A 23984-nucleotide genomic window follows, 5' to 3' on the forward strand; every position below is an offset into this window, starting at 1 on the left:
GTATAATTCAGCTTTGCGATTATTTATTGTACAGATAAAGAAATGCCGCCGCGCCTGATGGCCCTTTTTGAGCATCACGAATTCAGAGGGTGTATGCTTACCATTGTGGAGGTCATACATACGTATGGATATAAACAGTCTTATTGCGCAATACGGTTATGCCGCGCTGGTGGTTGGAAGTCTGGCGGAAGGCGAAACCATTACTCTGCTGGGGGGCGTAGCGGCGCATCAGGGATTACTCAAGTTCCCCCTCGTGGTCGTGGCCGTGGCCTTAGGCGGCATGATAGGCGATCAGTTACTGTATCTGCTGGGACGCCGCTTTGGTGGCAGGATCCTGCGCCGCTTTGCACGTCATCGTGACAAAATTCGTCAGGCGCAGAAGATGATCCAGCGTCGCCCGTATCTGTTCGTGATCGGCACCCGCTTTATGTACGGGTTTCGCGTGATTGGCCCGCTGTTGATTGGCGCCAGCCATCTGCCGCCAAAGATTTTTTTACCGCTGAATATCCTCGGCGCGCTGGTCTGGGCGCTGATCTTCACCACCCTGGGTTATGCAGGAGGTGAAGTGGTCGCGCCATGGTTGCATCATCTCGATCAGCATCTCAAACATTGGATCTGGCTGATTCTGGCGGTGGTGCTGGTGATCAGCGTTCGCTGGTGGTTGAAGCGCCGCAGCCGTAAACAGGTGGGGTAAGCGGGTTATTCCGGCCTGAACTGGGGATTGGCCAGCATAAATCCCCCATCCACAATAAACGATTGCCCGGTGGTATAACCCGCCTCTTCCGAGCACAGCCAGGCGACCAGACTGGCGATTTCCCGCGTCGACCCAGGTCTTCCCAGCGGGATTGACGGCTCGGTTCCCGGCTTAACGTCACTGTCATCCATATCATTCATCGGCGTGGCTATCGCCCCAGGCGCCACAGCGTTAACCAGAATGTTATGGCGGACCAGCTCAAGCGCCATGGCTTTGGTGAGTCCGCCGAGAGCATGTTTCGCCGCCGTGTAGGCACTGGCCTCAGGTAACGGGGTATGTTCGTGCACCGAGGTAATATTGATAATGCGCCCCCCCTGTCCCTGCTTCACCATCTTGCGGGCCGCCAGCTGTGAGCAGAGAAACGCCCCATCGACATCGACCGTAAATATCTGCCGCCAGTCGTCAAAGGAGGTCTCCAGGAATGCGGATTTGCTCATCGTTCCCGCGTTATTGACCAGCACGTCGATCCGGCCAAAGCGCGCAATCAGATGTTCCAGCACCTGTGCACCTTGCGGCAGCTGGCTCAGGTCCAGTTGAAGGGTCTCCGCCCGGACGCCATGACTTTCCACCTCACGGGCGGTATCACGCGCTCCCTGCTCGTCTGAATGCCAGGTGATGCCGATATCAAATCCCGCTTTCGCTAACTGAAGGGCGCACGCCTTGCCAATACCTGAATCGGAAGCCGTCACGATTGCTGCTTTTGCCATATCATCCTCCGGTTGCAACAGAACTGAGCCTTAAGTATAGAAACTCTCTTCGAAGCAACCGAAATAATCAGGAATGATGGTAACCGCCGCCGAGCGCGCTGGTAAGCTGGATGGAGGCATCCAGCCACTGCCCCTGCAAAATCAGGCCGTTACTCTGCTCGCGCAGCGCGGGAATTCTGGCCTTGCTAACGAGAGAGCCTGCGATAATCCCGGCGTTATAGCGCGCCTGCGCCAGGCTGACCACTCGATCGGCGTCATGTTCAATCTGCTGCTGATGCTGATTTTTCTGCATCAGCGTCGCCACCTGACTGGCCGTGCGCGCCACGTCATTTACCGCATCAACGACGGCTTTGTTATAACGGGCGATCGACAAATTGTTCTGCGCCTGAGCGATATCAAGGTTGGCATTTAGTCTGCCACTGTCGAAGATCGGCAGCGTCAGGCCTGCGGTCACGCCCATCTGCTGGGCGGAACTGCGGAACAGATCGCTCAGATGCAGCGCATCCTGTTGCAAAAAGGCCATCAGATTGACGTCGGGGTAGAACGCCGCCTTCGCCGCCTCCACGCTGCTCATTGACGATTCGATCACCCAGTGCGCCGCCTGTAAATCCGCTCTGCGCGCCAGTAAGGAGTAGCCCAGCTGCGTCGGTAACTGGCTTTCCACTTTTGGCAGGCTCACCGGATGCAGCTTCAGCGCCGCCGACTGCGTGTTGGTCAGCGCGCTCAGACGCGCCTCAATCACCTTCATCTTCCCGGCAACCTCATTCAACTGCTGCTGGGTTTTACTGTCATCGATATCCGTTTCCACGCCTTCTACCGAAGAGGTGATGCCGTTATTGTACAACTGGCGATCGCTAGCAATGATGTTACGCTGTTCCCGTTCAATTTGGGTCAGCAGTTTGCTCAGCGCCGCCTCGGTCTGCCACTCCCAGTAAAGCCGCGTCACGCCGCTGGCTAACAGTTGACGGGTTTGCTCACGCTCGGCTTCCCGCACTTTCACCGCCCCGATGCGCGCGGTCACTTCCGCGCGGTTCTTGCCCCATAAATCGAGATCCCAACCGGCCGTCAGGCCAAACGTACCGTTGGTGTACCACGGCCCCGTCGTGCCTGCGGCCGGATCGTTCAGGGCAAACGGCCCCATGATGCCTTCCGCGGACATTTTCTGCCGTTCGGCATTGGCGGAGAAATCGACCTGCGGCCCGTCCTGGGCTTCAACGGCTTTAGCCTGCGCTTCGGCCAGTCTGATTTGCTGTTCCGCCACCTGCATATCCGGAGAACGGGAAAGTGCGTTCTTCACTAACTCGTTCAACTGTGCGTCATGATAATCGTGCCACCACTGGCTTCCGGGCCACCCGTTCTTCAACGCTGACGGCAGCGCCGAATCTACGTGAGAAGCGGGAAGTTGTTGAGTCAGCGTCTGTTGAGTGTCATGCATGGGAGCACATCCCGCGAGCAGAATAACCAGCGGAAAGCCCGCTTTCAGCGCGTGAAAAGAGTAACGAGTCATTAAAATATTCTGATAAGAAAAGGTGCGCGGAGCTTACCCGTTGTTGTGCGCGCTTTTTTAGTTACGCGTGGCATAACATCTTCAGCAATGAAAAGTCACACCTGGCAAAATATATCCAAGCAGAATATATGCAGCTCAATAATATTAAATTTCTATCGACTGGATCGCGCGGGCAATATCCGGTGAATTATTTAACGCGCGGATAGACTGGAAGACGTCCGTGGCTTCTTCATATTCTTTTCGCAAATAGCCCAGCCATTGTTTAATACGCGCGACATGATATAAACCGGTGTCGCCCTGTTTTTCCAGACGGGTATACTTTTTCAGCAGTTCGACAACCTGCGGCCATGGCATTCGCGGCTCGTTATACTTCACCACCCGGCTGAGGTTGGGAATGTTCAGTGCCCCGCGGCCAATCATCACCGCGTCACAGCCACTGACGGCCAGGCATTCCTGGGCGCTTTGCCAGTCCCAGATTTCACCATTGGCAACCACCGGAATAGACAGTCGCTCGCGAATTTCGCCAATCGCCTGCCAGTTGATATGTTCCGCCTTATAGCCCTGCTCTTTGGTGCGCCCGTGTACAACCAGTTCACTCGCCCCGGCTTGCTGGACGGCATCTGCAATCTCAAACTTTTTGTCGCCGCTGTCCCAGCCCAGACGCACTTTCACCGTCACCGGCAGATGCGCCGGCACCGCTTCACGCATCGCTTTCGCGCCCTGATAGATGAGTTCCGGGTCCTTCAGCAGCGTCGCACCGCCGCCGCTGCCGTTGACCATTTTTGACGGACACCCGCAGTTAAGATCAACACCGTAAGAACCGAGTTCCACGGCGCGGGCGGCATTTTCCGCCAGCCACTGGGGATACTGCCCTAACAGTTGCACGCGCACTAAGGTGCCGGATGGAGTCCGGCTGCCGTTGAGCAGTTCGGGACAGAGTCGATGAAAGACTTTTACTGGCAAGAGTTGATCCACCACGCGCACAAATTCGGTGATGCAAAGATCGTAGTCATTCACTTCCGTCAGAAGTTCACGCACCAGTGAATCAAGTACGCCTTCCATCGGCGCCAGTAAAACACGCATATCGTTATCCGCAAAAAAAGAGGCGCTATCATAGCGCCTCTGTGCGATGAGCAAAACCTTTTGCCGGATGACGGCGCAAAGCGCCTGTTTTCTCAGCGTGGCAGAAGACAGTTATCTTCTTTCCAGCCGTACAGCCATTCCATGCCGCGATAAAACTCCGCCTGCGATTTACCTTTCCACAACAGGTTTCGCACCTGACGCTCCACGCCTGCTGCGTGATACACGCGCCCCATTTCGCGCGTCGACCAGACGATGCGCGCCGTGCGTGGAATGCGTACCGACTCATACAGCGCAAAGGCTTTCGCCGCATCGCCATCGCACTGCTCCAGCGCTTTACCCAGCGTCACAGCATCTTCCAGCGCCATACAGGCACCCTGCGCCATGTACTGCGCCACCGGGTGCGCGGCATCGCCCACCAGCGTGATGCGCTCAGTGCCCCATTTCTCTACCGGTTCGCGATCGGCGGTTGACCAGCGACGCCAGGTCGTGGGTTTATCCAGCATCTGCCGCGGGCGCGGATGGATCCCGGCGAAATACGACAGCACCTCTTCCTTACTGCCGTCTTTCACGCCCCACTCCTCCTGCTGGCGGCTGTGGAAGGTGACGACCAGGTTGTACTGCTTGCCACCGCGCAGCGGGTAGTGCACGAGGTGGCAATGCGGCCCGGCCCAGAGCACTGGCGCGTTAATGCGCAGGTCTTCCGGCATGTCCGCACAGTCAATCACCGCACGGTAAACGACGTGTCCGGTCACGCGCGGCGAATCGCCCAGCAAACTCTGACGCACCACCGACTTCACGCCATCACAACCGACCAGAATATCAGCGGTCCAGCTATTCCCCTGCTCGTCGAACACCGTTACGTCGTCCGCCGTCTGGCGAATGTCGACCACATTGGTCGAGGTCCGGTACTCAACGTTTGGATGAGTCAGTACGGATTCCCAGACGGAAGCGTGAATATCGACCCGGTGGATGACCGCATACGGACCGCCGAAGTGGTCGCGAAAGGCCTGCCCGGTCTCGATGTGCACCACTTCTTCCGCGTTCACGGCATCCATCATGGTAATGTGGTCGGTAAACACCGCACGCTGACGCGCGACGTCGCCGACGCCGAGGCTGTCCAGCGCAGAGAAGGCGTTGGGACCGAGCTGAATGCCCGCGCCGATCTCACCAATTTCATGGGCTTTTTCCAGCAGCATCACTTTGATACCCTGACGCGCCAGCGAAAGCGCGGTGGCTGCCCCGCCAATTCCGCCGCCGACAATAATTGCGCTCGTCACTTTAGCCATTGTCATTCTCCTTCTCAGGCTGAGATTTTATCTTGTTGATTTTCCGGGGCGGCGGCGATGAACGCCGGGAGCTGTGTGCAGGCGTCATACACGGCTTTGCAGCGCGGATAGCCGCTCAGATCGCACCCCATTCTTAACGCATTCGCCCATTGCGGGACCAGACAGCAGTCGGCAAGCGTCGGTGCATTACCCACGCAGAAGTTCTGCGACTGACTCTGACGCAGTAGCTGCTCAACGGCGCTTAACCCCTGCTGGATCCAGTGCGCGTACCAGCGTTTTTTCTCTTCTTCACTGACCTTCAGTTCCTCGCTCAGATAGCGCAGCACCCGCAGGTTATTAACCGGATGAATATCGCAAGCGATGGCATAGACAATCTCCAGCACCTGCGTGCGCGCCGGATCGCTGACGGGCAGCAAGCGTGATTGCGGAAAATGCCGGTCCAGCCAGTCGATAATCGCCAGCGACTGGCCCAGCGCTTCGCCATCATCGGTTACCAGCGTTGGTACCAGCCCCACCGGATTCATCCGCCGGTAGGCCAGTTCATTTTGCTGCCCAATACGGATATTGACGCCCACCGTGTGGTAGTCGATGCCCTTTAATGCCAGCGCGATACGCACGCGGTACGACGCCGAACTGTTAAAAAAACTGTACAGCTTCATACATCACCTCAGACAATCTTCACAGCGATAGGCGTCAGTCCGTCCACGCCTCCGGTGATCACATCCCCTTTCACTACGGCACCCACGCCTTCCGGCGTGCCGGTGAAGATCAGGTCGCCCGGTTGCAGTTCGAAGAAGCCGGACAGATAGCTGATCGTTTCATTTACCGACCAGATCAGATGGCGAATGTCGCTGCGCTGATGATCGTCGCCATTCACCTGTAACCAGATGGGCGCAGAGGTGATATCCGCAATTTCATCCGCTTTATGCAGCGGCGCGATGGGCGCAGAGAGATCGAACGCTTTGCCGATTTCCCACGGACGTCCCATCTGACGCATCTCCATCTGGCGATCGCGGCGGGTCATGTCCAGTCCGGTGGCATAGCCCCAGATATACTCATGAGCGTTTTCTAACGGGATATCGCTGCCCTTTTTGCCGATGGCGACCACCAGCTCAATTTCATAGTGATAGTTATCCGTTTGCGCCGGGTATGGCAGCGCTAACGTTTCGCCTGCGGCAACCGGCACAATCGCATCGGCAGGCTTACAGAAAAAGAACGGCGGCTCACGGTCCGGATCAAACCCCATTTCGCGGGCATGGGCGGCGTAGTTACGCCCCACGCAGTACACGCGACGGACGGGGAACTGCGCATCGCTGCCGACAACCGGGACAGTAACGGGGGCCTGTGGTGTAAATACATACTGAGTCATGGTTCTCTCCCAAATTAATAGCGGGCTTCGCGGAACAACCCGAGGGCTTCCTGTACCGGTCGGTCCGAAAAACTGAATAAAACGGTCTCATCAGTGGTTTTGAATGACACGCCGTGCCAGGTCGGAACCACAAAAATATCTTTGGCTGAGAAATGGAACGTCTCGTTGCCGACGGTGACATCACCCGCCCCTTCAACCACGTGATAAATGGTGCTGTCAGTGGTACGCGCCACCCGCGAGGTAAAGCCTTTTGGTAACAGTTGCAGGAACGTCCCCATCGATGGCATCGGGTAGCCGCCGGTTACCGGGTTGACATAGCGCATTTTGTAGCCATCCCACTCGTCGGCATCGCCCAGACGGGTCAGGTCGTGCAGCGCGTCGCGGCTGCGGTCATAGCGATAGTTGAAAATTGGCGATGAATTGCCTTTCTGATGGCGCAGCGGCAACATATTGGCGGCATAGCGCGGCAGATAGTCGCCCTCTTTGCGTGAAACCGGCTGCTGATCTTCCGGGTAATCCTCGGCAAAGCCACAGCCCAGAATGTTCACCAGCGGCAGATCCAGACCGTCCAGCCAGACAACCGGCTCATCGCCAGGGTTACCGTGATCGTGCCATTGCCACTGCGGGGTCAGAATAAAATCGCCGGTGTGCATCTGGGTGCGTTCACCGTCCACGGCGGTAAATGCCCCTTTCCCTTCCACAATAAAGCGTAACGCCGACTGGTTATGACGATGGCTGGGAGCGACTTCGCCCGGCATGATGAGCTGCAGTCCCGCATAGAGCGTTGACGTAATAGAGGACTGACCGCGCAGCATCGGGTTTTCCAGTACCAGCACGCGACGAATCGCCTCTTTCGCGCCAATCAGGTTGCCGCTTTCCAGCAGCAGCGGACGAATTTCCTGGTAGTTCCAGTATGCTGGCGCACAGGTCGGATTCGGCGTTTGTGGAACCAGATGATGCAGCGATTCCCACAGCGGGGTCAGGTTCTGCCCCGAAATATGCTGGTAAAACTGCTGACGGCTGTTTTTAACATCCTGATTATGGTCTGACATAGGGATTCTCCTTATTCGTTCACGACGCTTGCGTGCGGCATAGCATCAGGGACAGAGGCTGACTGGCGGACAACTACCGTAAGTACGGCTAACATCACCGCGCTAATGGCCGCCGGAACAGCGATAATGAAAAACAAGGTGTCGAAAGAGAAATTCATCGCCATCATCACGCCGCCGGAAAGCGAACCGACAATCGCTCCGCAGCGCCCCACCGCGTTGGACCAGCTCACGCCCGTCGCCCGACTCTGGGTGGGATAGAGCGTGGCGGTTAAGGCATTGAGGCCCACCTGCGATCCGCTGATACCTACCCCGGTACCGAAAATCGCCAGCGCCATCAGCCATAAACCGTTTTCGCTCAGGCCAATCATGACAATGCATACCGCTCCCAGCGCGTAGCTCGTAGCCAGCACCCGGAAGGGATTGTGTTTATCCATCAGCACGCCCAATGCCAGCGCGCCGAGCGTACCGCCAATCTGGAACGCCGCCGTCACCCAGGAAGCCTGCTGCAGGTCAATCCCACGATGGTTCAACAGCGTCGGCATCCAGCTCGACAGCAGATAGATGATTAACAGACTCATGAAGAACACCACCCATAACATCAGGGTAATGGGCAACTGGCGGCCAACAAACAGCTGACGAATGCTGCCTTTGGCTATCGCCGCCGCCTCCTGGAGGTAAAACTGGGTATTGTCGTAACGTTCGCCGGTGATCGCGCTGACCGTTCTGGCGATGGTTGCCTGCGGCAACTGGCGACGGACCTGCCAGCGTGGAGATTCCGGCAGGACCGCGAGCAGGACGAAGAACAGCATCAGCGGTAACACGCCGCCGAGGACCAGGATCCCGTGCCAACCAATAACCGGCACCAGCTGCGCGCTGACAATTCCGCCCATCGCTGAACCGAGCGTAAAGCCACAGAACATCAGGGTGACCAGCGCACCGCGGCGGCGGGCGGGCAAGTATTCAGAGGTCATGGTGATGGTGTTGGGCATGGCACCGCCGAGGCCCAGACCGGTCAGAAAGCGCAGGATAACCAGCGTTTGCAAATCCGGCGAAAAGGCGGAGATCAGGCTCAGCGCACCAAACAACGCCACGCAGAGCTCAATCACCCGTTTGCGACCGAAACGGTCAGACAGCGGTCCGCAAAGTAAGGCGCCGGCGGTAAGTCCTAACAGACCTGCGCCAAACAGCGGAGCGAGGTCTCCGGCAGTTAACTGCCAGTGGGTACGAATATCGGGTGCAATAAAGCCAATGGCTGCGGTATCAAAACCATCAAGCATGACCACCAGAAAGCAGCAGATGATCACCCGCCACTGTGTCTTGCTGACAGGAGCAGCATCGATCAGGGCTTGTAGTTCACGTCGTTGAGTCATAGTGAATGCCTCGGTGCAGGTAGGGACAGATGTTGTTTTGTTTTTGGTATGTTACGAGTTTGTAGACTGGGCGATAAAATGTACAATGGCATTTCATGCAGAGACATAACCTGGAGGTTATCGCTGATGGCAAACTGGGCGCAAAAACTGAAGCTGCACCATCTGCAAATGCTGGTGGCGCTGGGCGAACAAGGGAATCTCACGCACGTTGCACGAATGATGAATATCACCCAGCCCGCGCTGTCGAAATGGCTGTCACAGCTCGAAGATGAGATGGGGATCACGCTCTTTGAACGTCACAGTAAAGGCCTGCGCCCATCGGAAGGCGGCAAGTTGCTGCTGCAACACGCCCAGCGCTTAATCAATGACATGGAGCGTTCACAGTATGAAATGGCACGCTTTAAAGAAGGCGGGCTGGTAGGGAGCCTGAAGATTGGCTGCTCGCCAGTGGCGACCGACTGTGTGTCGCAGGCGATCCTTAATCTGCTCGTGGAGATGCCGACGCTGCACCTTAACATTGAAGAAAAGGTCATGACGCCGCTGCTGCACGACCTGCTTGCCGGTTCCGTGGATGTCGTGGTCGGCCGCGTCGGTGGGCGGGCACTGCAGCTTCCGCTCAATTATCAGGTGCTGTATACCGAACCCGTTTGCTTTGTCGCCCGTCCCCACCATCCATTAGCGAAGTTTGACACCCTGAGCTGGGCCGATCTAGCGCACTGGCGCTGGATCGTCTGGCCGACGGGAACGCCTATCCGCCTGAGTATTGATAACGCGCTGGTCGATAACGGAGTGATGTTGCCGGAGAACACCATCGAGTCGGCATCGATGAACGTCAGTACTAACCTGCTGCAAAGCAGCGATATGATCTCTATCCTTTCTTTACGGCTGGCGCAGCGCTATGCCAGCCAGGGACAGCTGGTGATCCTCAACCTACCGAAGATTGAACAAAAAGGCAGCGTGGGCGTGTTCTGGCGCAATAATGAGACGCCGTCCAGCGCGCTGAGTCGTTTTCTGCAACTGCTGGCACAAGTTTAGCATCACGTATTGGGGATATTGCCCAATGTTCCCGCTGTCTATGTTCAGTATGCTAAGAATTCATGATGTGATCGATAGCACGTTTTAAAGTTTAATTGTATGATGAATCCGTCGCTTCGAGGAATTTCAACATGAGCAAGACACTGAATATCATCTGGCAATACTTACGCGCTTTCGTGCTGATTTATGCCTGTCTGTATGCAGGCATTTTTATTGCGTCCCTGCTGCCTGTCGCCATTTCTGGCAGCATCATCGGGATGCTGATCCTGTTTGTGCTGCTGGCGCTGCAAATTATCCCGGCGAAATGGGTGAATCCTGGCTGCTATGTGCTGATTCGCTATATGGCGCTGTTATTTGTGCCGATTGGCGTCGGCGTGATGCAGTACTTCGATCTGCTGCGCGCGCAGTTTGGCCCGGTGGTGGTGTCGTGTGCGATCAGTACGCTGGTGGTGTTTCTGGTCGTGAGCTGGAGTTCACATCTTGTTCACGGTGAACGGAAAGTGGTGGGTCAGGAAGGATCTAAAGAATGATGTCGTCAATCTGGTGGTCTTTACCGCTGACGCTGGCGGTTTTTTTCGGTGCGCGCAAACTGGCGACACGGTTTAAATTTCCCTTACTGAATCCGCTGCTGGTGGCGATGGTGGTGATTATCCCGTTCCTCCTGCTGACCGGCATCTCCTACGACAGCTATTTTAAAGGTAGCGAAGTGCTGAATGACCTGCTGCAACCGGCGGTCGTGGCGCTGGCCTATCCACTGTATGAACAGCTGCATCAGATTCGCGCCCGCTGGAAGTCAATCATTACTATCTGTTTTGTTGGCAGCGTTGTGGCGATGGTGACCGGCACCACAGTAGCGCTGTTGATGGGCGCCACGCCTGAAATCGCCGCCTCCGTCTTACCGAAATCCGTCACTACGCCGATTGCGATGGCCGTGGGCGGCAGCATCGGCGGCATTCCGGCGGTCAGCGCCGTGTGCGTGATTTTCGTCGGTATACTCGGCGCCGTCTTTGGTCATACCCTGTTAAACGCCATGCGCATTAAAACCAAAGCCGCACGCGGACTGGCGATGGGCACCGCGTCCCACGCCCTCGGCACCGCCCGCTGTGCGGAGCTGGATTATCAGGAAGGCGCATTCAGTTCGCTGGCGCTGGTGATTTGCGGGATTATTACCTCGCTGATCGCCCCGTTCCTGTTTCCGGTTATTCTCGCGGTTGTGGGCTAAAATTTGCGATACGTCGCGCATTTTTAATTTATGTTTCATAAGTTGCATACACAATGAGAATTAGATCACACATATAGCCATAACAGGCCCGTACACTACGATCCCAATACATTGTTATGAGGCAACGCCATGCACCCACGTTTTCACACTGCGTTTAGCCAACTTGCGGACAACCTGCAATCCGCGCTGGCGCCCATTCTCGCAGATACGCATTTCCCCGCGTCGCTGACGGCTGAGCAGGTATCAATGCTTAAAAGCGCAACGGGACTGGACGAAGACGCACTGGCATTCGCGCTGCTGCCGCTGGCGGCGGCCTGCGCCTGTACGCCGTTGTCGAACTTTAACGTTGGCGCAATTGCGCGCGGCGTGAGCGGAACGTGGTATTTCGGCGCCAATATGGAATTCCTCGGCGCGACGATGCAACAAACGGTTCACGCTGAACAAAGCGCCATCAGCCACGCCTGGTTGCGCGGCGAGAAAGGTCTCGCCGCAATCACCGTTAACTACACCCCGTGCGGCCACTGCCGCCAGTTTATGAACGAACTGAACAGCGGGCTGGATCTGCGCATTCACCTGCCCGGTCGGGAACCGCATACGCTGCGCGACTATTTGCCGGATGCGTTTGGGCCGAAAGATCTCGACATCAAAACGCTACTGATGGACGAACAAGATCACGGTTTCGCCCCTCAGGGAGATGCGCTGACGCAAGCGGCCATTGCCGCCGCGAGCCGCAGTCATATGCCGTACAGCCAGTCACCGAGCGGTGTAGCGCTGGAGTGCAAAGATGGACGTATCTTTAGCGGAAGCTATGGCGAAAACGCCGCATTTAACCCGACCATCCCACCGCTACAGGGCGCGCTGATTATGTTGAATCTGAACGGCTATGGTTATGCCGATATTCAGCGTGCGGTGCTGGCGGAAAAAGCCGACGCGCCGCTGATCCAGTGGGATGCCACCGCCGCCACGCTGAAAGCGCTGGGCTGCAGCAACATCGATCGCGTACTTTTGGGCTAATTGTCTGATGGCGTCCGCGCACAGGCCAGATAAGGCGTTTTTATCGCTATCCGGTCTAACCACCTGATGGCGCAACGTTTATCAGGCCTACGCTTGTTTCACGTATTGCTGAAAATCCCCCCAATCAGACTGCTGTTTCTTGCGCTTCGCCAGCGGGTACAGTAGCCTGATTGAAATTTCATCCAGTGACAGAGTTTTCTTCATGCTAAAGCGCGCCCTCTACAGCCTGTTGGTCCTGATCGGCTTGCTGCTGTTGATCGTGCTGGGCCTTGATCGCTGGATGAGCTGGAAAACTGCCCCCTATATTTACGACGAGCTTCAGGACCTGCCCTACCGCCAGGTTGGCGTGGTGCTCGGCACGGCCAAATATTATCGTACCGGGGTGATCAACCAGTATTATCGCTACCGTATTCAGGGTGCGCTGAACGCCTATAACAGCGGCAAAGTTAACTATCTGCTGCTCAGCGGCGACAACGCCCTGCAAAGCTATAACGAACCGATGACGATGCGCAAAGACCTGATTGCCGCTGGCGTCGATCCTGCCGATATTGTGTTAGATTACGCCGGATTCCGCACGCTCGATTCGATTGTCCGCACCCGTAAAGTCTTTGACACCAATGACTTCATCATCATTACCCAGCGTTTCCACTGCGAACGCGCGCTGTTTATCGCGTTGCATATGGGGATTCAGGCACAGTGCTACGCCGTGCCGTCGCCAAAAGATATGCTGACGGTTCGGGTACGCGAGTTTGGCGCACGTTTTGGCGCGCTGGCCGATCTGTATCTGTTTAAACGTGAACCCCGTTTCCTCGGCCCGTTAGTGCCAATTCCCTCCCTGCATCAGGTTCCCGACGATGCCCAGGGCTATCCGGCCGTAACACCGGAACAATTGCTTGAACTGCAAAAGAGACAAGGAAAATAAGCATGGAAGACAAAACGCTTTTTATCGTGATTGGCGTACTGATGATCGTCGCCTGGACCCTGCGGGAAGGTATTAAAGGGTTACGCTCTGGCGTCGTTGAGAAAACGGTCAAAGGTTCGCAAACGCCGCGCTTAATTCAGCGCGCAGAGGAACCTGGCGCTTACTGGAGCTATATTGGCGTCTACTTTGGCCTTTCGGTCGGCGCGCTGCTTGTCGGCATCTGGTTAGTTTTTATCAAATAAAAAAACCGGCGCAGAGCACGTCTGCACCGGTTTGATTCTGCCCTGAAGGGATTACTTCTTACGCGCGTATTTCAGTGAATCCAGTGCGACCGCAAAGATAATGATGCCGCCCTTGATGATGTACTGCCAGTACGGGTTAACGCCGATGTAGGTCAGACCGTAGTTGATGACGGTAAAGATGATCACACCGGTCACCACGCCGAACACCGTTCCCACCCCACCGCTAAACGACACGCCGCCGACCACGCACGCCGCGATCGCATCCAGTTCGTACATAAAGCCCAGGTTGTTGGTTGCCGAGCCGATACGCCCCGCTTCCAGCAGACCGCCGAAGGCATAGAACACACCGGACAGCGCATAGATCATCAGCAGGTTCAGCGCCACGTTCACGCCTGATACCTTAGCCGCTTCCGGGTTACCGCCGATGGCGAAAATGTTTTTACCGAAGCGGGTTTTATTCCACAGCACCCAGACAAACGCCACGGCGATTAGCGCATAGAACGTGATATACGACAGCCGGAAGCTGCCCAGTGCGATAAAGCCCTGCGCAAAGGTCGAGAAGCCGCTATCAAAGCCCGAAATCGGTGAAGCCCCCACGAAGTCGTAATACAGGGAGTTGATCCCGTAGACGATAATCATCGTGCCGAGCGTCGTAATAAACGGTGTTACGTTCAGGTAAGCAATGATAATCCCGTTCACCAGACCGATGACCGCGCCAATAGCACAGACGATCAGGATAACCAGCGCAATCGGCATGGTCGCCATTTCGGGGAACACTTTATTGGCGTTCTCCATCGACTGTAGCAACGTTGCCGCCACCACCGCCGCCAGACCCACCTGACGACCCGCTGACAGGTCTGTCCCCTGGGTGACAATCAGACCGGCGACGCCCAGTGCAATGATAATACGCACGGAAGACTGGGTCAGAATATTACTTAAGTTAAGCAGACTTAAGAACGTGGGATCCTGGAAAATAATAATGGCCAGCAAGACTAAAAGAACGACGTAAATACCGCCCTCTTTCAGATAAGTAAGAAAACTTTTCTTATTTAACGCACTCATGAGGAGCCCCTGATCTTAAAGGTGCAAAGACGCAAGACGCAGAATTTCGTTTTGCGTTGTCGTTTTTGTATCAACAATTCCAGAAACGAGGCCGTTGCTCATGACCAGAATACGATCCGTTATCCCTAACAATTCCGGCATTTCGGAGGAGATAATAATGATCCCCTTACCTTTTTTCGCCAGTTCCGCAATTAACTGATAAATTTCAAACTTCGCACCGACGTCGATCCCACGGGTGGGTTCGTCGAGCATTAAAATTTCCGGTTGCGTCAGCAGCCAGCGACCAATAACCACTTTCTGCTGGTTACCGCCCGAAAGCGAACCAATTTGCGTCTTGTGACCTGGCGTTTTTACCCGCATAGAGTCAATAACCCATTGGGTATCACTTTTCATTCGTGAGTTATCTAACAGACCCACTTTATTTTTGTAATTCTGAATATTGGAAATTAAGGAGTTAAAACCAATGTCCAGATAAGCATAAATCCCGGTAGAACGACGCTCTTCGGTGACCAGCGCGAAACCGTGGTTAATGGCTTCATTCGCACTGTGGTTATTAATCTTTTTGCCGTGCAGCGTAATGGTGCCCGATGATTTCTCACGGATACCAAACAGCGTTTCAACGATGTCAGTACGCTTAGCGCCGACCAGTCCTGCGATACCGAGGATCTCGCCTTTATGCAAATCAAAGGAAACATCCCGAATAGACGGCTGACGCAGCGAGGTCAGGTTGCGCACTTCAAGAATCACTTCCCCCGGATTGTTGGATTTATCCGGGAATCGCTGGTTCAAGGAACGGCCGACCATCATGGCGATGATCTTGTCCATATCCAGCCCTTCCAGCGGTTGCGTCGCAATCCACTGTCCGTCGCGCAACACGGTAATTTCATCACACAACTGGAAAATTTCTTCCATTTTGTGGGAGATGTAGACAATACCGCAACCGCGTTCTTTCAGCTTGCGAATAATGGTGAACAGATGGTTGACCTCTTTTTCGGTTAATGAAGAGGTCGGTTCATCCATAATCACAATTTTGGCGTTATACGAAAACGCTTTGGCAATTTCAATCATCTGCATTTGCGAGACGGACAATGTTCCGACGCGCGCACGCGGATCGATATCAATATCCAGCTCGTCAAAAATCGCTTTGGTATCGCGGTACATTTTATCCTGATCGACAAACATGCCTTTGGTGGGATAACGCCCCAGCCACATGTTGTCCATAACAGAACGTTGTAATACCAGGTTTAATTCCTGATGTACCATTGAAATACCATTCTCCAGCGCTTCTTTGGCTGAATGAAAATCGATTTCTTTACCCTGAAATAATATGCTGCCAGAATCTTTTTGATAGATCCCAAAAAGACATTTTAATAGTGTCGACTTTCCTGCGCCATTCTCTCCCATTAATGCATGAATCGAATGTGGGCGGACTTTTAAATTAACATTATCAAGTGCCTTAACGCCGGGAAAAGACTTGTTGATGCCGCTCATTTCCAACAAGAATTCGCCTGACGGCTGAGTAGTTGTGCTGACCATAATTATACCTTGTTGGCCTCGCAGAGTGCGTGATGAAAGGGCGCGATAACATCGCGCCCCACAAACTTACTTCTTAGTGAACTCGGCCAGGTTATCTTTATCAACGCCTACGTAAGGAACGCGGACGATTTTATTTTCGATTTTCCACTCAGTGCCGTCAGCCGCCCCCTTGCCATCGGCAAGGTTTTTCGCCAGGTCAAAGGTCGCTTTTGCCTGGTTGTTCGCATCGTTCAGCACAGTACCGGCCAGTGCGCCGGATTTCACCAGTGCCAGCGCTTCTGGCAGCGCATCGACGCCAAATACCGGTACGCTGGTTTTGTTGTGTGCTTTCAGCGCTTCAACGGCGCCCATTGCCATCGCATCGTTGTTGGCAATAACCACTTCAATTTTGTTGGCGTTCGGACCGGAAAGCCACGCATCCATTTTGTCCTTCGCCATTGCGGTGTCCCACATGGCGGTATCTAACTGCAGCTGTTCGGTTTTGATGCCTTTGTCGTTCAGCTCTTTGATAACGTAAGTGGTACGCGCTTCAGCATCCGGATGACCCGGCTCGCCTTTCAGCAGCACGAACTGAATCTGACCGTCTTTGTTCAGATCCCAGCCCTGGTTTGCCGCCCAGTGTTTGGCAATCAGATCGCCCTGGATAATACCGGATTCTTTGGAGTCAGTACCGACGTAGTAAGCCTTGTCATAGCTGTCCAGCGCTTTACGGGAAGGTTCTTTGTTGAAGAAGACCACAGGCACATTCTGACCGCGCGCTTTTTCGATAACGGTGCCCGCAGCCGCCGGGTCAACCAGGTTGATGGCCAGCGCTTTAACGCCTTTTGCCAGCAGCACGTCGATCTGATCGTTTTGTTTGGACTGGTCGTTCTGCGAGTCGTTCATCAGCAGTTGCACATCTGGCGCCGTTTTCGCATCTGCTTCGATAGCCTTACGCACCACGGACATAAAGTTATCGTCATATTTGTAGATTGTCACACCGATGCGAGTATCCGCAGCGTGCGCAGCCGCGCCGAATAACATGCTTGCCATAACGGCAGAAAGGGTCAACACCTTCTTATTCATGGTAACTCCGGTTTTATTATGCAGGGTAGTACGTAAGATAAATGCCCGGCGGGACAAAACGTTAATGAAGTGTTATGTAAACGCCGAAGCTCATTTTAAAAAAATCTCTCTTCCTTGCCCGGTAACGCTCCAGAAATAGGCTTTAATTTCGCTTAAAGCGCTTTTACCTCGGTAAAAGTGATTACTCACAGTTACATCGTAGTTACAGTGCGACAAGCGGTGCCATCATAGCTATCACAATGTTAAGATACTGTGAATTTACTCACATATTGAAAGCGGTTACATCTGGCGAAATCATAAGTTAGTGATCGCCGCCGCATTCTGTCGTACAGCAACCGAATGACGCCGCACGAGGGTCGGCATAAAGCAGTGGGTCGCGGATAAATCCAGCGTTCCCGCAGCGCCCTGTAATGCGAGTTCTGTCGCCAGTTTTGCCATAGAAGCAATGGGATAGCGCACCGTTGTCAACTGGGGATCGGTGTAACGGGCGATGGGAATATCGTCGAAACCAATGATTGAAAGGTGTAAGGGAATGGAAATGCCGTTGTCCTTTAGCGCCGTCAGCGCGCCCGCGGCCATATTGTCGTTATAGGCAAACACGGCGCTTAGCTGCAGGTTGCGCCCCAGCAGCTCAACCATTGCCGCCTCACCGCCCTGCATATCCGGCGCTCCGATGCCAATCCAGCTTTCAGGCGCCACAATGCCCTGCTCCTTAAGCGCACTGCTCCACCCTTCCCGGCGCATGACGTCATCTTCAATGCGGTGGCTGGAAGCCAGATAGCCAATCCGCTGATGACCATAATTCAATAACATACGGGTCGCCATTTTCGCACCGCTGATATTGTCCAGGCACACGCAGCGGTGGGCGTAGCCAGGGACAATGCGGTTGATCAGCACCATACCGGGGATCTGATCCATAAACTCGCCCAGTTCCCGATCGCTTAACGCTTTTGAGTGAACGATCAGCGCGTTACAGCGCTGGCGGATCAACACCTCAATGGCATGACGCTCTTTTTCGGCTTCATGATAGCTGTTGCCGATCAGCACATATTTTTGATGCTGTTGAGCGACCAAATCCACCGCTTTCACCAGCGCGCCAAAAAACGCATCGGACACGTCCATCACCACCACGCCGATGGTTTCACTGACCTGCGTGGCCAGCGCCTGGGCATTGGCGTTTGGCCGATAGCCCAGCAGCGTCACCGCCTTCATTACCGCCTCGCGCGTATCAGGACTGACCAGCGCGCTGTTATTTAACACGCGGGAAACCGTCGCTACCGATACGCCTGCCTGACGCGCCACATCACGAATGGTGATCATATTCACTACCCTGTCTGGAATTGCAGCCACTCGCTGCATAACTGGCGGCTATTTTGTCAGCGGAGGGAAAAGGACTACGTGAGTGCGGTCACAGCGATGAAAGCGCTTACATCCATTTTGTTAATGATTGTGATCCAGATCGTTATCTGGATGTATGGGACAATGACGTCCCTGACGCTCGCAGGGTTAATTGCCGCCAGAGCCACTCCATCGGACCCTGAGGCAGGAACCGTAACCAGATCACGGAGAAAAGCAGGTTTGCCAGCCACACCGGGATGACAAACAGCAGCAGTTCCAGTCGGTCAAATTTCATAAATAAGCCGAATTGATAAAACAGCGTGGTGCAAATCACGGTTTGCAGCAGATAATTTGTCAGCGCCATTCGCCCGACACAGGCAATCGCATGAGCGATTTTGCTGCGGCTTAATTGCGGCCAGTAACCAAACATCAGCGCGGTATAGCCGAGCGTCTGAAATGGTGCGCTAAGCTCACGCGGAGCCTGTAACAAGAACGCGCACCAGCGATAGCTCCAGTCCAGTTGCCACTGTACGACCACGGCAGGCAGGTTAATAAGTAGACCCACGGCGATCAGTAAAAAACCGCTGCGTCGGTAATGCGAAAGACGAAACTGCCCTTTCAGCCAGCCACTGCGCATCAGTGCCGCCCCGAGCAACATCATACCCGCCAGTTGCCAGCCGTACTGCGCGCCCAACGCCAGCAGGCTATTCGATAAGGCATCGACCCGATTACTGATGGCTTCCACGCCGCCATTCACCTTCCAGTATTGTTCATACAGCAACGCAGACGCATCCGGCGTCCAGGCGCGGTTTGTTTCACTGCCGGAGATCGCGCCAAGCAGCAGCAGAACGGCAATGCCGACCAGATAGAGCATCACGCCGGTGTTAAACAGGCTTTTCACCGATGGTGCATCGCGCACCAGTCGCCAGCAGATCAGCCCCACCAGCCCATAGGCCAACAGAATATCGCCGTCCCAAAACAGCAAGGCATGAATAAAACCAAGGAGCACCAGCAGAGTCAGGCGGGACTGGATCCAGCGCTTACCGCGCGGCAGCAGCATTTGCAGGCCCGCGCCAAACAGCAGTGCAAACAAAGTGAGAAATTTTACCTGCGCGAACAGATCCAGAATGGCCCATGTCCAGGCATCTGAAGCCGTGATATTTCCGTACCAGGCGGGATTGAGGTAAGCCGCCTTTGGCAAACCAAAGGCGCTGATATTTAACAGCAGGATGCCAAGGATGGCGACGCCACGGACAAAATCCAGCGTGACATTACGCTCCATAGCTCCTGCCTTTATCAGTTGTGATGACGGACCGCGCGCAAAAATTCCTGACGCGTATTCTGGCTCGATTTAAACAGACCGCCAAGCGAGGTGGTGGTGGTTGCACTGGTGGCATCACGAATACCGCGTGCTTTCACGCAGTAATGCACCGCATCAATCGATACGGCCACGTTATTGGTTCCCAGCAGAGTTTGCAGCGCGGTCAGGATCTGTTGCGTCAGACGCTCCTGTACCTGCGGACGTTGGGCAAAGAACTGGACGATGCGGTTGATCTTCGACAAACCAATCACCGACTCTTTTGGGATATAGGCCACGGTGGCTTTACCATCAATGGTCACAAAATGGTGTTCACACGTGCTGGTGAGAGTGATGTCGCGTACGGTGACCATCTCATCGACTTTCATTTTGTTTTCAATGACGGTGATTTTCGGGAAATTGGCGTAATCCAGGCCTGAGAAAATCTCATCGACATACATTTTGGCGATGCGATGCGGGGTTTCCATCAGGCTGTCATCGCTCAGGTCGAGGTTCAGCAACTGCATGATCTCGGTCATATGGCCTGAGATAAGACGTTTGCGCGTTTCGTTATCCATCTCATGCACGGGCGGGCGCAGCGGCGTTTCCAGCCCTCGCGCTACCAGCGCTTCATGAACCAGGGCCGCTTCTTTACTGAGTGATGACATTTATTCTTCTCCTGCAGGTGTGGCGCCTCTGCCCTGCGTGGGGCAAAGTTTGTAGGCTGTTGACAGCCTGATTATTGTGCGTGAGGCCGCGCACATAATCCAGTATTCACAACGATAATTATTGAAATCGCCGTTGCCTTTCAAACCACGTTTCGTAAAAGGGGACGGGAAGGGTTACATCGACGTGTGCTCGATGATGAAGCAAGTCTGCGCGATGCGGAAGTGAAAGTTACTCACAGTGCCATGAATTATCTGTATTATGGGGAGTTTGCGAACACATTCAGGTTCAACATAACAAGGAGCCACGCATGGAAATGCTCGAAGAGCACCGCTGTTTTGAAGGCTGGCAGCAACGCTGGCGTCACGACTCCACCACGCTGAACTGTGCAATGACGTTCAGCATTTTTCTCCCTCCCCCTCGTGATACTATCCCTCCGCCGGTTCTGTACTGGCTGTCCGGGTTAACCTGTAATGATGAAAACTTTACCACTAAGGCCGGTGCGCAGCGTATCGCGGCTGAATTAGGCATCGTTTTAGTCATGCCGGATACCAGCCCGCGCGGTGAACAGGTCGCCAACGATGAGGGGTATGATCTTGGTCAGGGGGCCGGTTTTTATCTCAATGCGACGCAGCAACCCTGGGCTGCTCATTTCCGCATGTATGATTACGTGCGGGACGAACTCCCGTCGCTGATTCAGGCGCATTTTAACGTCAGCGATCGCTGCGCGATCAGTGGACATTCCATGGGCGGTCACGGTGCGCTGATCATGGCGTTGAAAAATCCAGGCAAATACACCAGCGTTTCTGCATTCGCCCCCATCGTTAACCCGTGCCGCGTCCCGTGGGGAGAAAAAGCGTTTCTCGCCTATCTCGGCGAGGATCGCGCCGCATGGACGCAATGGGATAGCTGTGAGTTGATGTACGCCAGCCAGCCGGAAGACGCCATCCCGACGCTGATTGACCAGGGCGACAGCGATCAGTTTCTGGCCGATCAGCTCCAACCCGCGGTTCTGGCTGAAGCCGCACGCCAGACCGCATGGCCGATGACGCTGCGTATTCAGCCTGGTTACGATCATAGCTATTACTTTATTGCCTCATTCATTGAGGATCATCTGCGCTTCCATGCCGAACATTTGATGAAATAACCGCAGGAGGGCAATGCGCCCTCCTTCTTCTTCTCCACATCTCCATGATTTCTTCATTTTTTCCTCACATTTACGTTCCGCTATCTTATTGACTTAAAAGGTTTTTCCTTACAAATCAAACAAACGCAAATGATTTCAATTATCATTTGTGTTTACAAATATTCATTCTTTTGTACAATTTCCCCCGCTTCTTTACCGCTAAGAGTTCTTAAAAGACAAACACATACAGTTGTCATGGCCTTTTACATGGCACGCGGTTTTTATTCGTTTAATGGAATGACAAAATGACTATACCTCACGTTAAGGCTATTGCCATCGTCGTCAGCGCGGCATGCCTCCCATCGCTCGTTCATGCTGCCGATCAGGATACCGTTGTGGTTACCGCGACGGGATTTGAGCAGAAAATCCAGAACGCCCCAGCGTCAATTTCGGTTATTTCAAAACAGCAAATTGAAGACAAAGCTTACCGTGACGTTACCGATGCACTGAAAGATGTCCCTGGCGTAGTCGTCACTGGCGGGGGCAGTAGCAGTGATATCAGCATCCGAGGGATGGCGTCGCAATACACGCTGTTCCTGGTGAACGGTAAACGCATCAGCACTCGCGGTACGCGTCCGAACAGCGATAATTCTGGGATCGAGCAGGGCTGGCTGCCGCCGCTGGAGTCCATCGAGCGTATCGAAGTCATCCGTGGCCCGATGTCCTCGCTGTACGGATCCGATGCGATGGGCGGCGTGATTAACGTGATCACCAAAAAAGTCTCTAACACTAAAGGCTGGACCGGTTCTCTGCACGGTGACGCTACTTTCCAGGAAAACAGCGACTCCGGCGATCTGTTCCAGACCAATGCCTATGCTTCTGGTCCGCTGATCGACGGCTTGCTGGGCGCGAAAGTCACCGGACTGCTGTCCCGCCGCGCGGAAGATCAGATTGTCAACGGTTACAATGAGCAGCGCCTGCGTAACGGCGGTCTGACCCTTAACTTTACACCGGATGATAAGAACGACATCGATTTTGATATCGCTCGTGAATTGCAGGATCGCGACAGTACACCAGGCAAATCGATGGCCGAGGAAACCTGCCGGAAAGGCACCTGTAAGCCAAACACGAAAAGTGAAAACCGCTATGAGCACACCACGTATTCACTGACGCACAGCGGCTATTACGATGATTTCAACAGCACCAGCTATATCCAGCAGGAAGAGACCCACAATCCGGGTCGTGAGATGAAGTCATACAACACGATCTTCAATAACCAGAACCAGATTTTCCTCGGCGCCCATACGATGACGCTGGGCGGTCAGTACCGTTATGAAAAACTGCGCGATAACGGTAACCAACTGGAAGCGGCTGACGGTCTGAATAAACTGACCCGCTGGAGCTGGGCGCTGTTTGCAGAAGACGAATGGGCGATGACCGATAGTTTTACCCTGACCGGCGGGATCCGTATGGATAAGGACGAAAACTACGGCGACAACTGGACGCCGCGCGGTTATGGCGTCTGGCATCTGAGCGATCAATGGACCTTAAAAGGTGGCGTCTCCGCAGGCTACCGCGCCCCCGATCTGCGTCAGTCCTCCGCAAACTGGGGTCAGGTCACCGGTGGCGGTCGTTTGAATGGCATTATTGTCGGCAACCCGGATCTGAAACCAGAAAAGAGCCTGAGCGAAGAGCTGGGACTGCTGTGGGATAACGGCGATAACCTTAATGCCGGCATCACCCTGTTCAATACTGATTTCAAAGACAAGATCACCGAAGTTCGTCGCTGCAACAGCAGCGCCGATCCGGCCTGTACGATTGGCAGCGAAAGCTATGATTTCGTCAGCGATCGCGTGAACGTCGATAAAGCCAACATGCGCGGCGTGGAATCCACATTCGGTTGGAAGATGACCCGCGACCTCAACTGGACGGCTAACTACACCTATACCGAGTCAGAACAGAAGAGCGGCCAGTTTGAAGGCAAGCCATTAAACAAAATGCCAAAGCATATGTTTAACACCACGCTGGACTGGCAGGCAACGGAGACCGTCGGCTTCTGGAGCCGTCTGAACTTCCGCGGTAAAACGTCTGAATACCTGAGCCGCACCTCAATGTCGCAGGGCACACCGTCCTATACGCAGGTTGATGTCGGTCTGCGTTACAACGCGAACAAAAACCTGCTGGTGACAGCCGGGGTGTATAACGCGCTGGATAAACAGATTGATTACGATACCTATGACACCATTCTCGATGGTCGTCGTTATACGGTAGGTCTGACGTACAACTTCTGAGTCCCTCCCAAAAAAAAGCCTCCGCAACGGAGGCTTTTTT

The 23984-nt window shown here is 54.4% G+C and carries 23 protein-coding genes; 9 read left to right on the top strand and 14 right to left on the bottom strand.

Going from position 1 to position 23984, the window contains the following annotated elements; all coding sequences use genetic code 11:
- The first annotated feature begins 124 nt into the window (after window positions 1-124).
- Window positions 125-694: a DedA family protein gene (locus tag HVZ37_RS14090; protein ID WP_099433304.1), complete on the top strand. Its 570-nt coding sequence runs from the start codon at window positions 125-127 to the stop codon at window positions 692-694.
- 5 nt (window positions 695-699) lie between these two features.
- On the opposite strand, the gene HVZ37_RS14095 is transcribed toward HVZ37_RS14090, so the two are convergent.
- The 8 genes from HVZ37_RS14095 to HVZ37_RS14130 form a co-directional block, all read right to left on the bottom strand.
- The gene (locus HVZ37_RS14095) at window positions 700-1461 is read right to left on the bottom strand and encodes an SDR family oxidoreductase (protein WP_156594946.1); all 762 of its coding nucleotides are present in this window, start codon (window positions 1459-1461) and stop codon (window positions 700-702) included.
- A 67-nt stretch (window positions 1462-1528) separates the two neighbouring features.
- Window positions 1529-2968 carry a multidrug resistance outer membrane protein MdtQ gene (gene mdtQ, locus HVZ37_RS14100; protein WP_181627630.1) on the bottom strand — a complete coding sequence of 480 codons (1440 nt, stop codon included), beginning with the start codon at window positions 2966-2968 and terminating at the stop codon, window positions 1529-1531.
- A gap of 144 nt (window positions 2969-3112) precedes the next feature.
- Window positions 3113-4051, bottom strand: a complete 939-nt coding sequence (gene dusC / locus HVZ37_RS14105) for a tRNA dihydrouridine(16) synthase DusC (protein WP_044266169.1) — start codon at window positions 4049-4051, stop codon at window positions 3113-3115.
- Between the two features lie 92 nt (window positions 4052-4143).
- Entirely contained in the window at window positions 4144-5337 is a 1194-nt protein-coding gene (locus HVZ37_RS14110; RefSeq protein ID WP_043000137.1) for a 3-hydroxybenzoate 6-monooxygenase, read from the bottom strand.
- Between the two features lie 14 nt (window positions 5338-5351).
- Window positions 5352-5996, bottom strand: coding sequence for a maleylacetoacetate isomerase (maiA, locus tag HVZ37_RS14115; protein ID WP_043000136.1), 645 nt, complete (start codon window positions 5994-5996; stop codon window positions 5352-5354).
- A gap of 8 nt (window positions 5997-6004) precedes the next feature.
- Window positions 6005-6706, bottom strand: coding sequence for a fumarylacetoacetate hydrolase family protein (locus HVZ37_RS14120; RefSeq protein WP_181627631.1), 702 nt, complete (start codon window positions 6704-6706; stop codon window positions 6005-6007).
- Window positions 6707-6720: 14 nt separating this feature from the next.
- On the bottom strand, window positions 6721-7758 hold the full coding sequence (gtdA, locus tag HVZ37_RS14125) for a gentisate 1,2-dioxygenase (RefSeq protein WP_043000134.1): 1038 nt from the start codon (window positions 7756-7758) through the stop codon (window positions 6721-6723).
- A gap of 11 nt (window positions 7759-7769) precedes the next feature.
- The gene (locus HVZ37_RS14130) at window positions 7770-9128 is read right to left on the bottom strand and encodes an aromatic acid/H+ symport family MFS transporter (RefSeq protein WP_043000133.1); all 1359 of its coding nucleotides are present in this window, start codon (window positions 9126-9128) and stop codon (window positions 7770-7772) included.
- A gap of 126 nt (window positions 9129-9254) precedes the next feature.
- Here HVZ37_RS14130 and HVZ37_RS14135 point away from each other — a divergent pair, with 126 nt between their 5' ends.
- The 6 genes from HVZ37_RS14135 to HVZ37_RS14160 all read left to right on the top strand — a co-directional run bounded on the left by HVZ37_RS14135 (window position 9255) and on the right by HVZ37_RS14160 (window position 13563).
- On the top strand, window positions 9255-10163 hold the full coding sequence (locus HVZ37_RS14135) for a LysR substrate-binding domain-containing protein (protein WP_042317990.1): 909 nt from the start codon (window positions 9255-9257) through the stop codon (window positions 10161-10163).
- A 131-nt stretch (window positions 10164-10294) separates the two neighbouring features.
- A complete protein-coding gene (locus tag HVZ37_RS14140; RefSeq protein WP_043000132.1) occupies window positions 10295-10693 on the top strand; it encodes a CidA/LrgA family protein in 399 nt (132 codons plus the stop codon).
- Window positions 10690-11385, top strand: coding sequence for a CidB/LrgB family autolysis modulator (locus HVZ37_RS14145; RefSeq protein ID WP_044258648.1), 696 nt, complete (start codon window positions 10690-10692; stop codon window positions 11383-11385). Before HVZ37_RS14140 ends, HVZ37_RS14145 begins: the two co-directional genes overlap by 4 nt.
- Window positions 11386-11514: 129 nt before the next feature.
- Window positions 11515-12399 carry a cytidine deaminase gene (gene cdd, locus HVZ37_RS14150; protein WP_043000130.1) on the top strand — a complete coding sequence of 295 codons (885 nt, stop codon included), beginning with the start codon at window positions 11515-11517 and terminating at the stop codon, window positions 12397-12399.
- 202 nt (window positions 12400-12601) lie between these two features.
- Window positions 12602-13321 (top strand): outer membrane permeability protein SanA, encoded by a 720-nt coding sequence (gene sanA, locus HVZ37_RS14155; protein ID WP_043000129.1) that lies wholly within the window; start codon window positions 12602-12604, stop codon window positions 13319-13321.
- Between the two features lie 2 nt (window positions 13322-13323).
- Window positions 13324-13563, top strand: a complete 240-nt coding sequence (locus HVZ37_RS14160; RefSeq protein WP_043000128.1) for a DUF2542 family protein — start codon at window positions 13324-13326, stop codon at window positions 13561-13563.
- A gap of 51 nt (window positions 13564-13614) precedes the next feature.
- Here HVZ37_RS14160 and mglC read toward each other — a convergent pair whose 3' ends face one another.
- The 6 genes from mglC to folE all read right to left on the bottom strand — a co-directional run bounded on the left by mglC (window position 13615) and on the right by folE (window position 20529).
- Complete coding sequence (gene mglC, locus HVZ37_RS14165; protein WP_043000126.1) at window positions 13615-14625, bottom strand: galactose/methyl galactoside ABC transporter permease MglC; 1011 nt, start codon at window positions 14623-14625, stop codon at window positions 13615-13617.
- Between the two features lie 15 nt (window positions 14626-14640).
- The gene (mglA, locus tag HVZ37_RS14170) at window positions 14641-16161 is read right to left on the bottom strand and encodes a galactose/methyl galactoside ABC transporter ATP-binding protein MglA (protein WP_043000125.1); all 1521 of its coding nucleotides are present in this window, start codon (window positions 16159-16161) and stop codon (window positions 14641-14643) included.
- A 66-nt stretch (window positions 16162-16227) separates the two neighbouring features.
- Complete coding sequence (mglB, locus tag HVZ37_RS14175) at window positions 16228-17226, bottom strand: galactose/glucose ABC transporter substrate-binding protein MglB (protein WP_043000124.1); 999 nt, start codon at window positions 17224-17226, stop codon at window positions 16228-16230.
- A gap of 294 nt (window positions 17227-17520) precedes the next feature.
- A complete protein-coding gene (gene galS, locus HVZ37_RS14180; protein ID WP_181627632.1) occupies window positions 17521-18546 on the bottom strand; it encodes an HTH-type transcriptional regulator GalS in 1026 nt (341 codons plus the stop codon).
- Between the two features lie 142 nt (window positions 18547-18688).
- Window positions 18689-19846 (bottom strand): DUF418 domain-containing protein YeiB, encoded by a 1158-nt coding sequence (gene yeiB / locus HVZ37_RS14185; RefSeq protein WP_058586827.1) that lies wholly within the window; start codon window positions 19844-19846, stop codon window positions 18689-18691.
- A 14-nt stretch (window positions 19847-19860) separates the two neighbouring features.
- A complete protein-coding gene (gene folE, locus HVZ37_RS14190; RefSeq protein WP_043000121.1) occupies window positions 19861-20529 on the bottom strand; it encodes a GTP cyclohydrolase I FolE in 669 nt (222 codons plus the stop codon).
- A 308-nt stretch (window positions 20530-20837) separates the two neighbouring features.
- On the opposite strand from folE, the gene fghA reads away from it, so the two are divergent.
- Both fghA and HVZ37_RS14200 read left to right on the top strand, forming a co-directional pair.
- Window positions 20838-21674 (top strand): S-formylglutathione hydrolase, encoded by an 837-nt coding sequence (fghA, locus tag HVZ37_RS14195; protein WP_181627633.1) that lies wholly within the window; start codon window positions 20838-20840, stop codon window positions 21672-21674.
- Window positions 21675-21958: 284 nt separating this feature from the next.
- Window positions 21959-23944 carry a ligand-gated channel protein gene (locus HVZ37_RS14200; RefSeq protein ID WP_099433309.1) on the top strand — a complete coding sequence of 662 codons (1986 nt, stop codon included), beginning with the start codon at window positions 21959-21961 and terminating at the stop codon, window positions 23942-23944.
- Window positions 23945-23984 lie beyond the last annotated feature (40 nt).

Source organism: Citrobacter sp. RHB35-C17, from assembly GCF_013816795.1.
Classification (GTDB): Bacteria; Pseudomonadota; Gammaproteobacteria; order Enterobacterales; family Enterobacteriaceae; genus Citrobacter_A; species Citrobacter_A amalonaticus.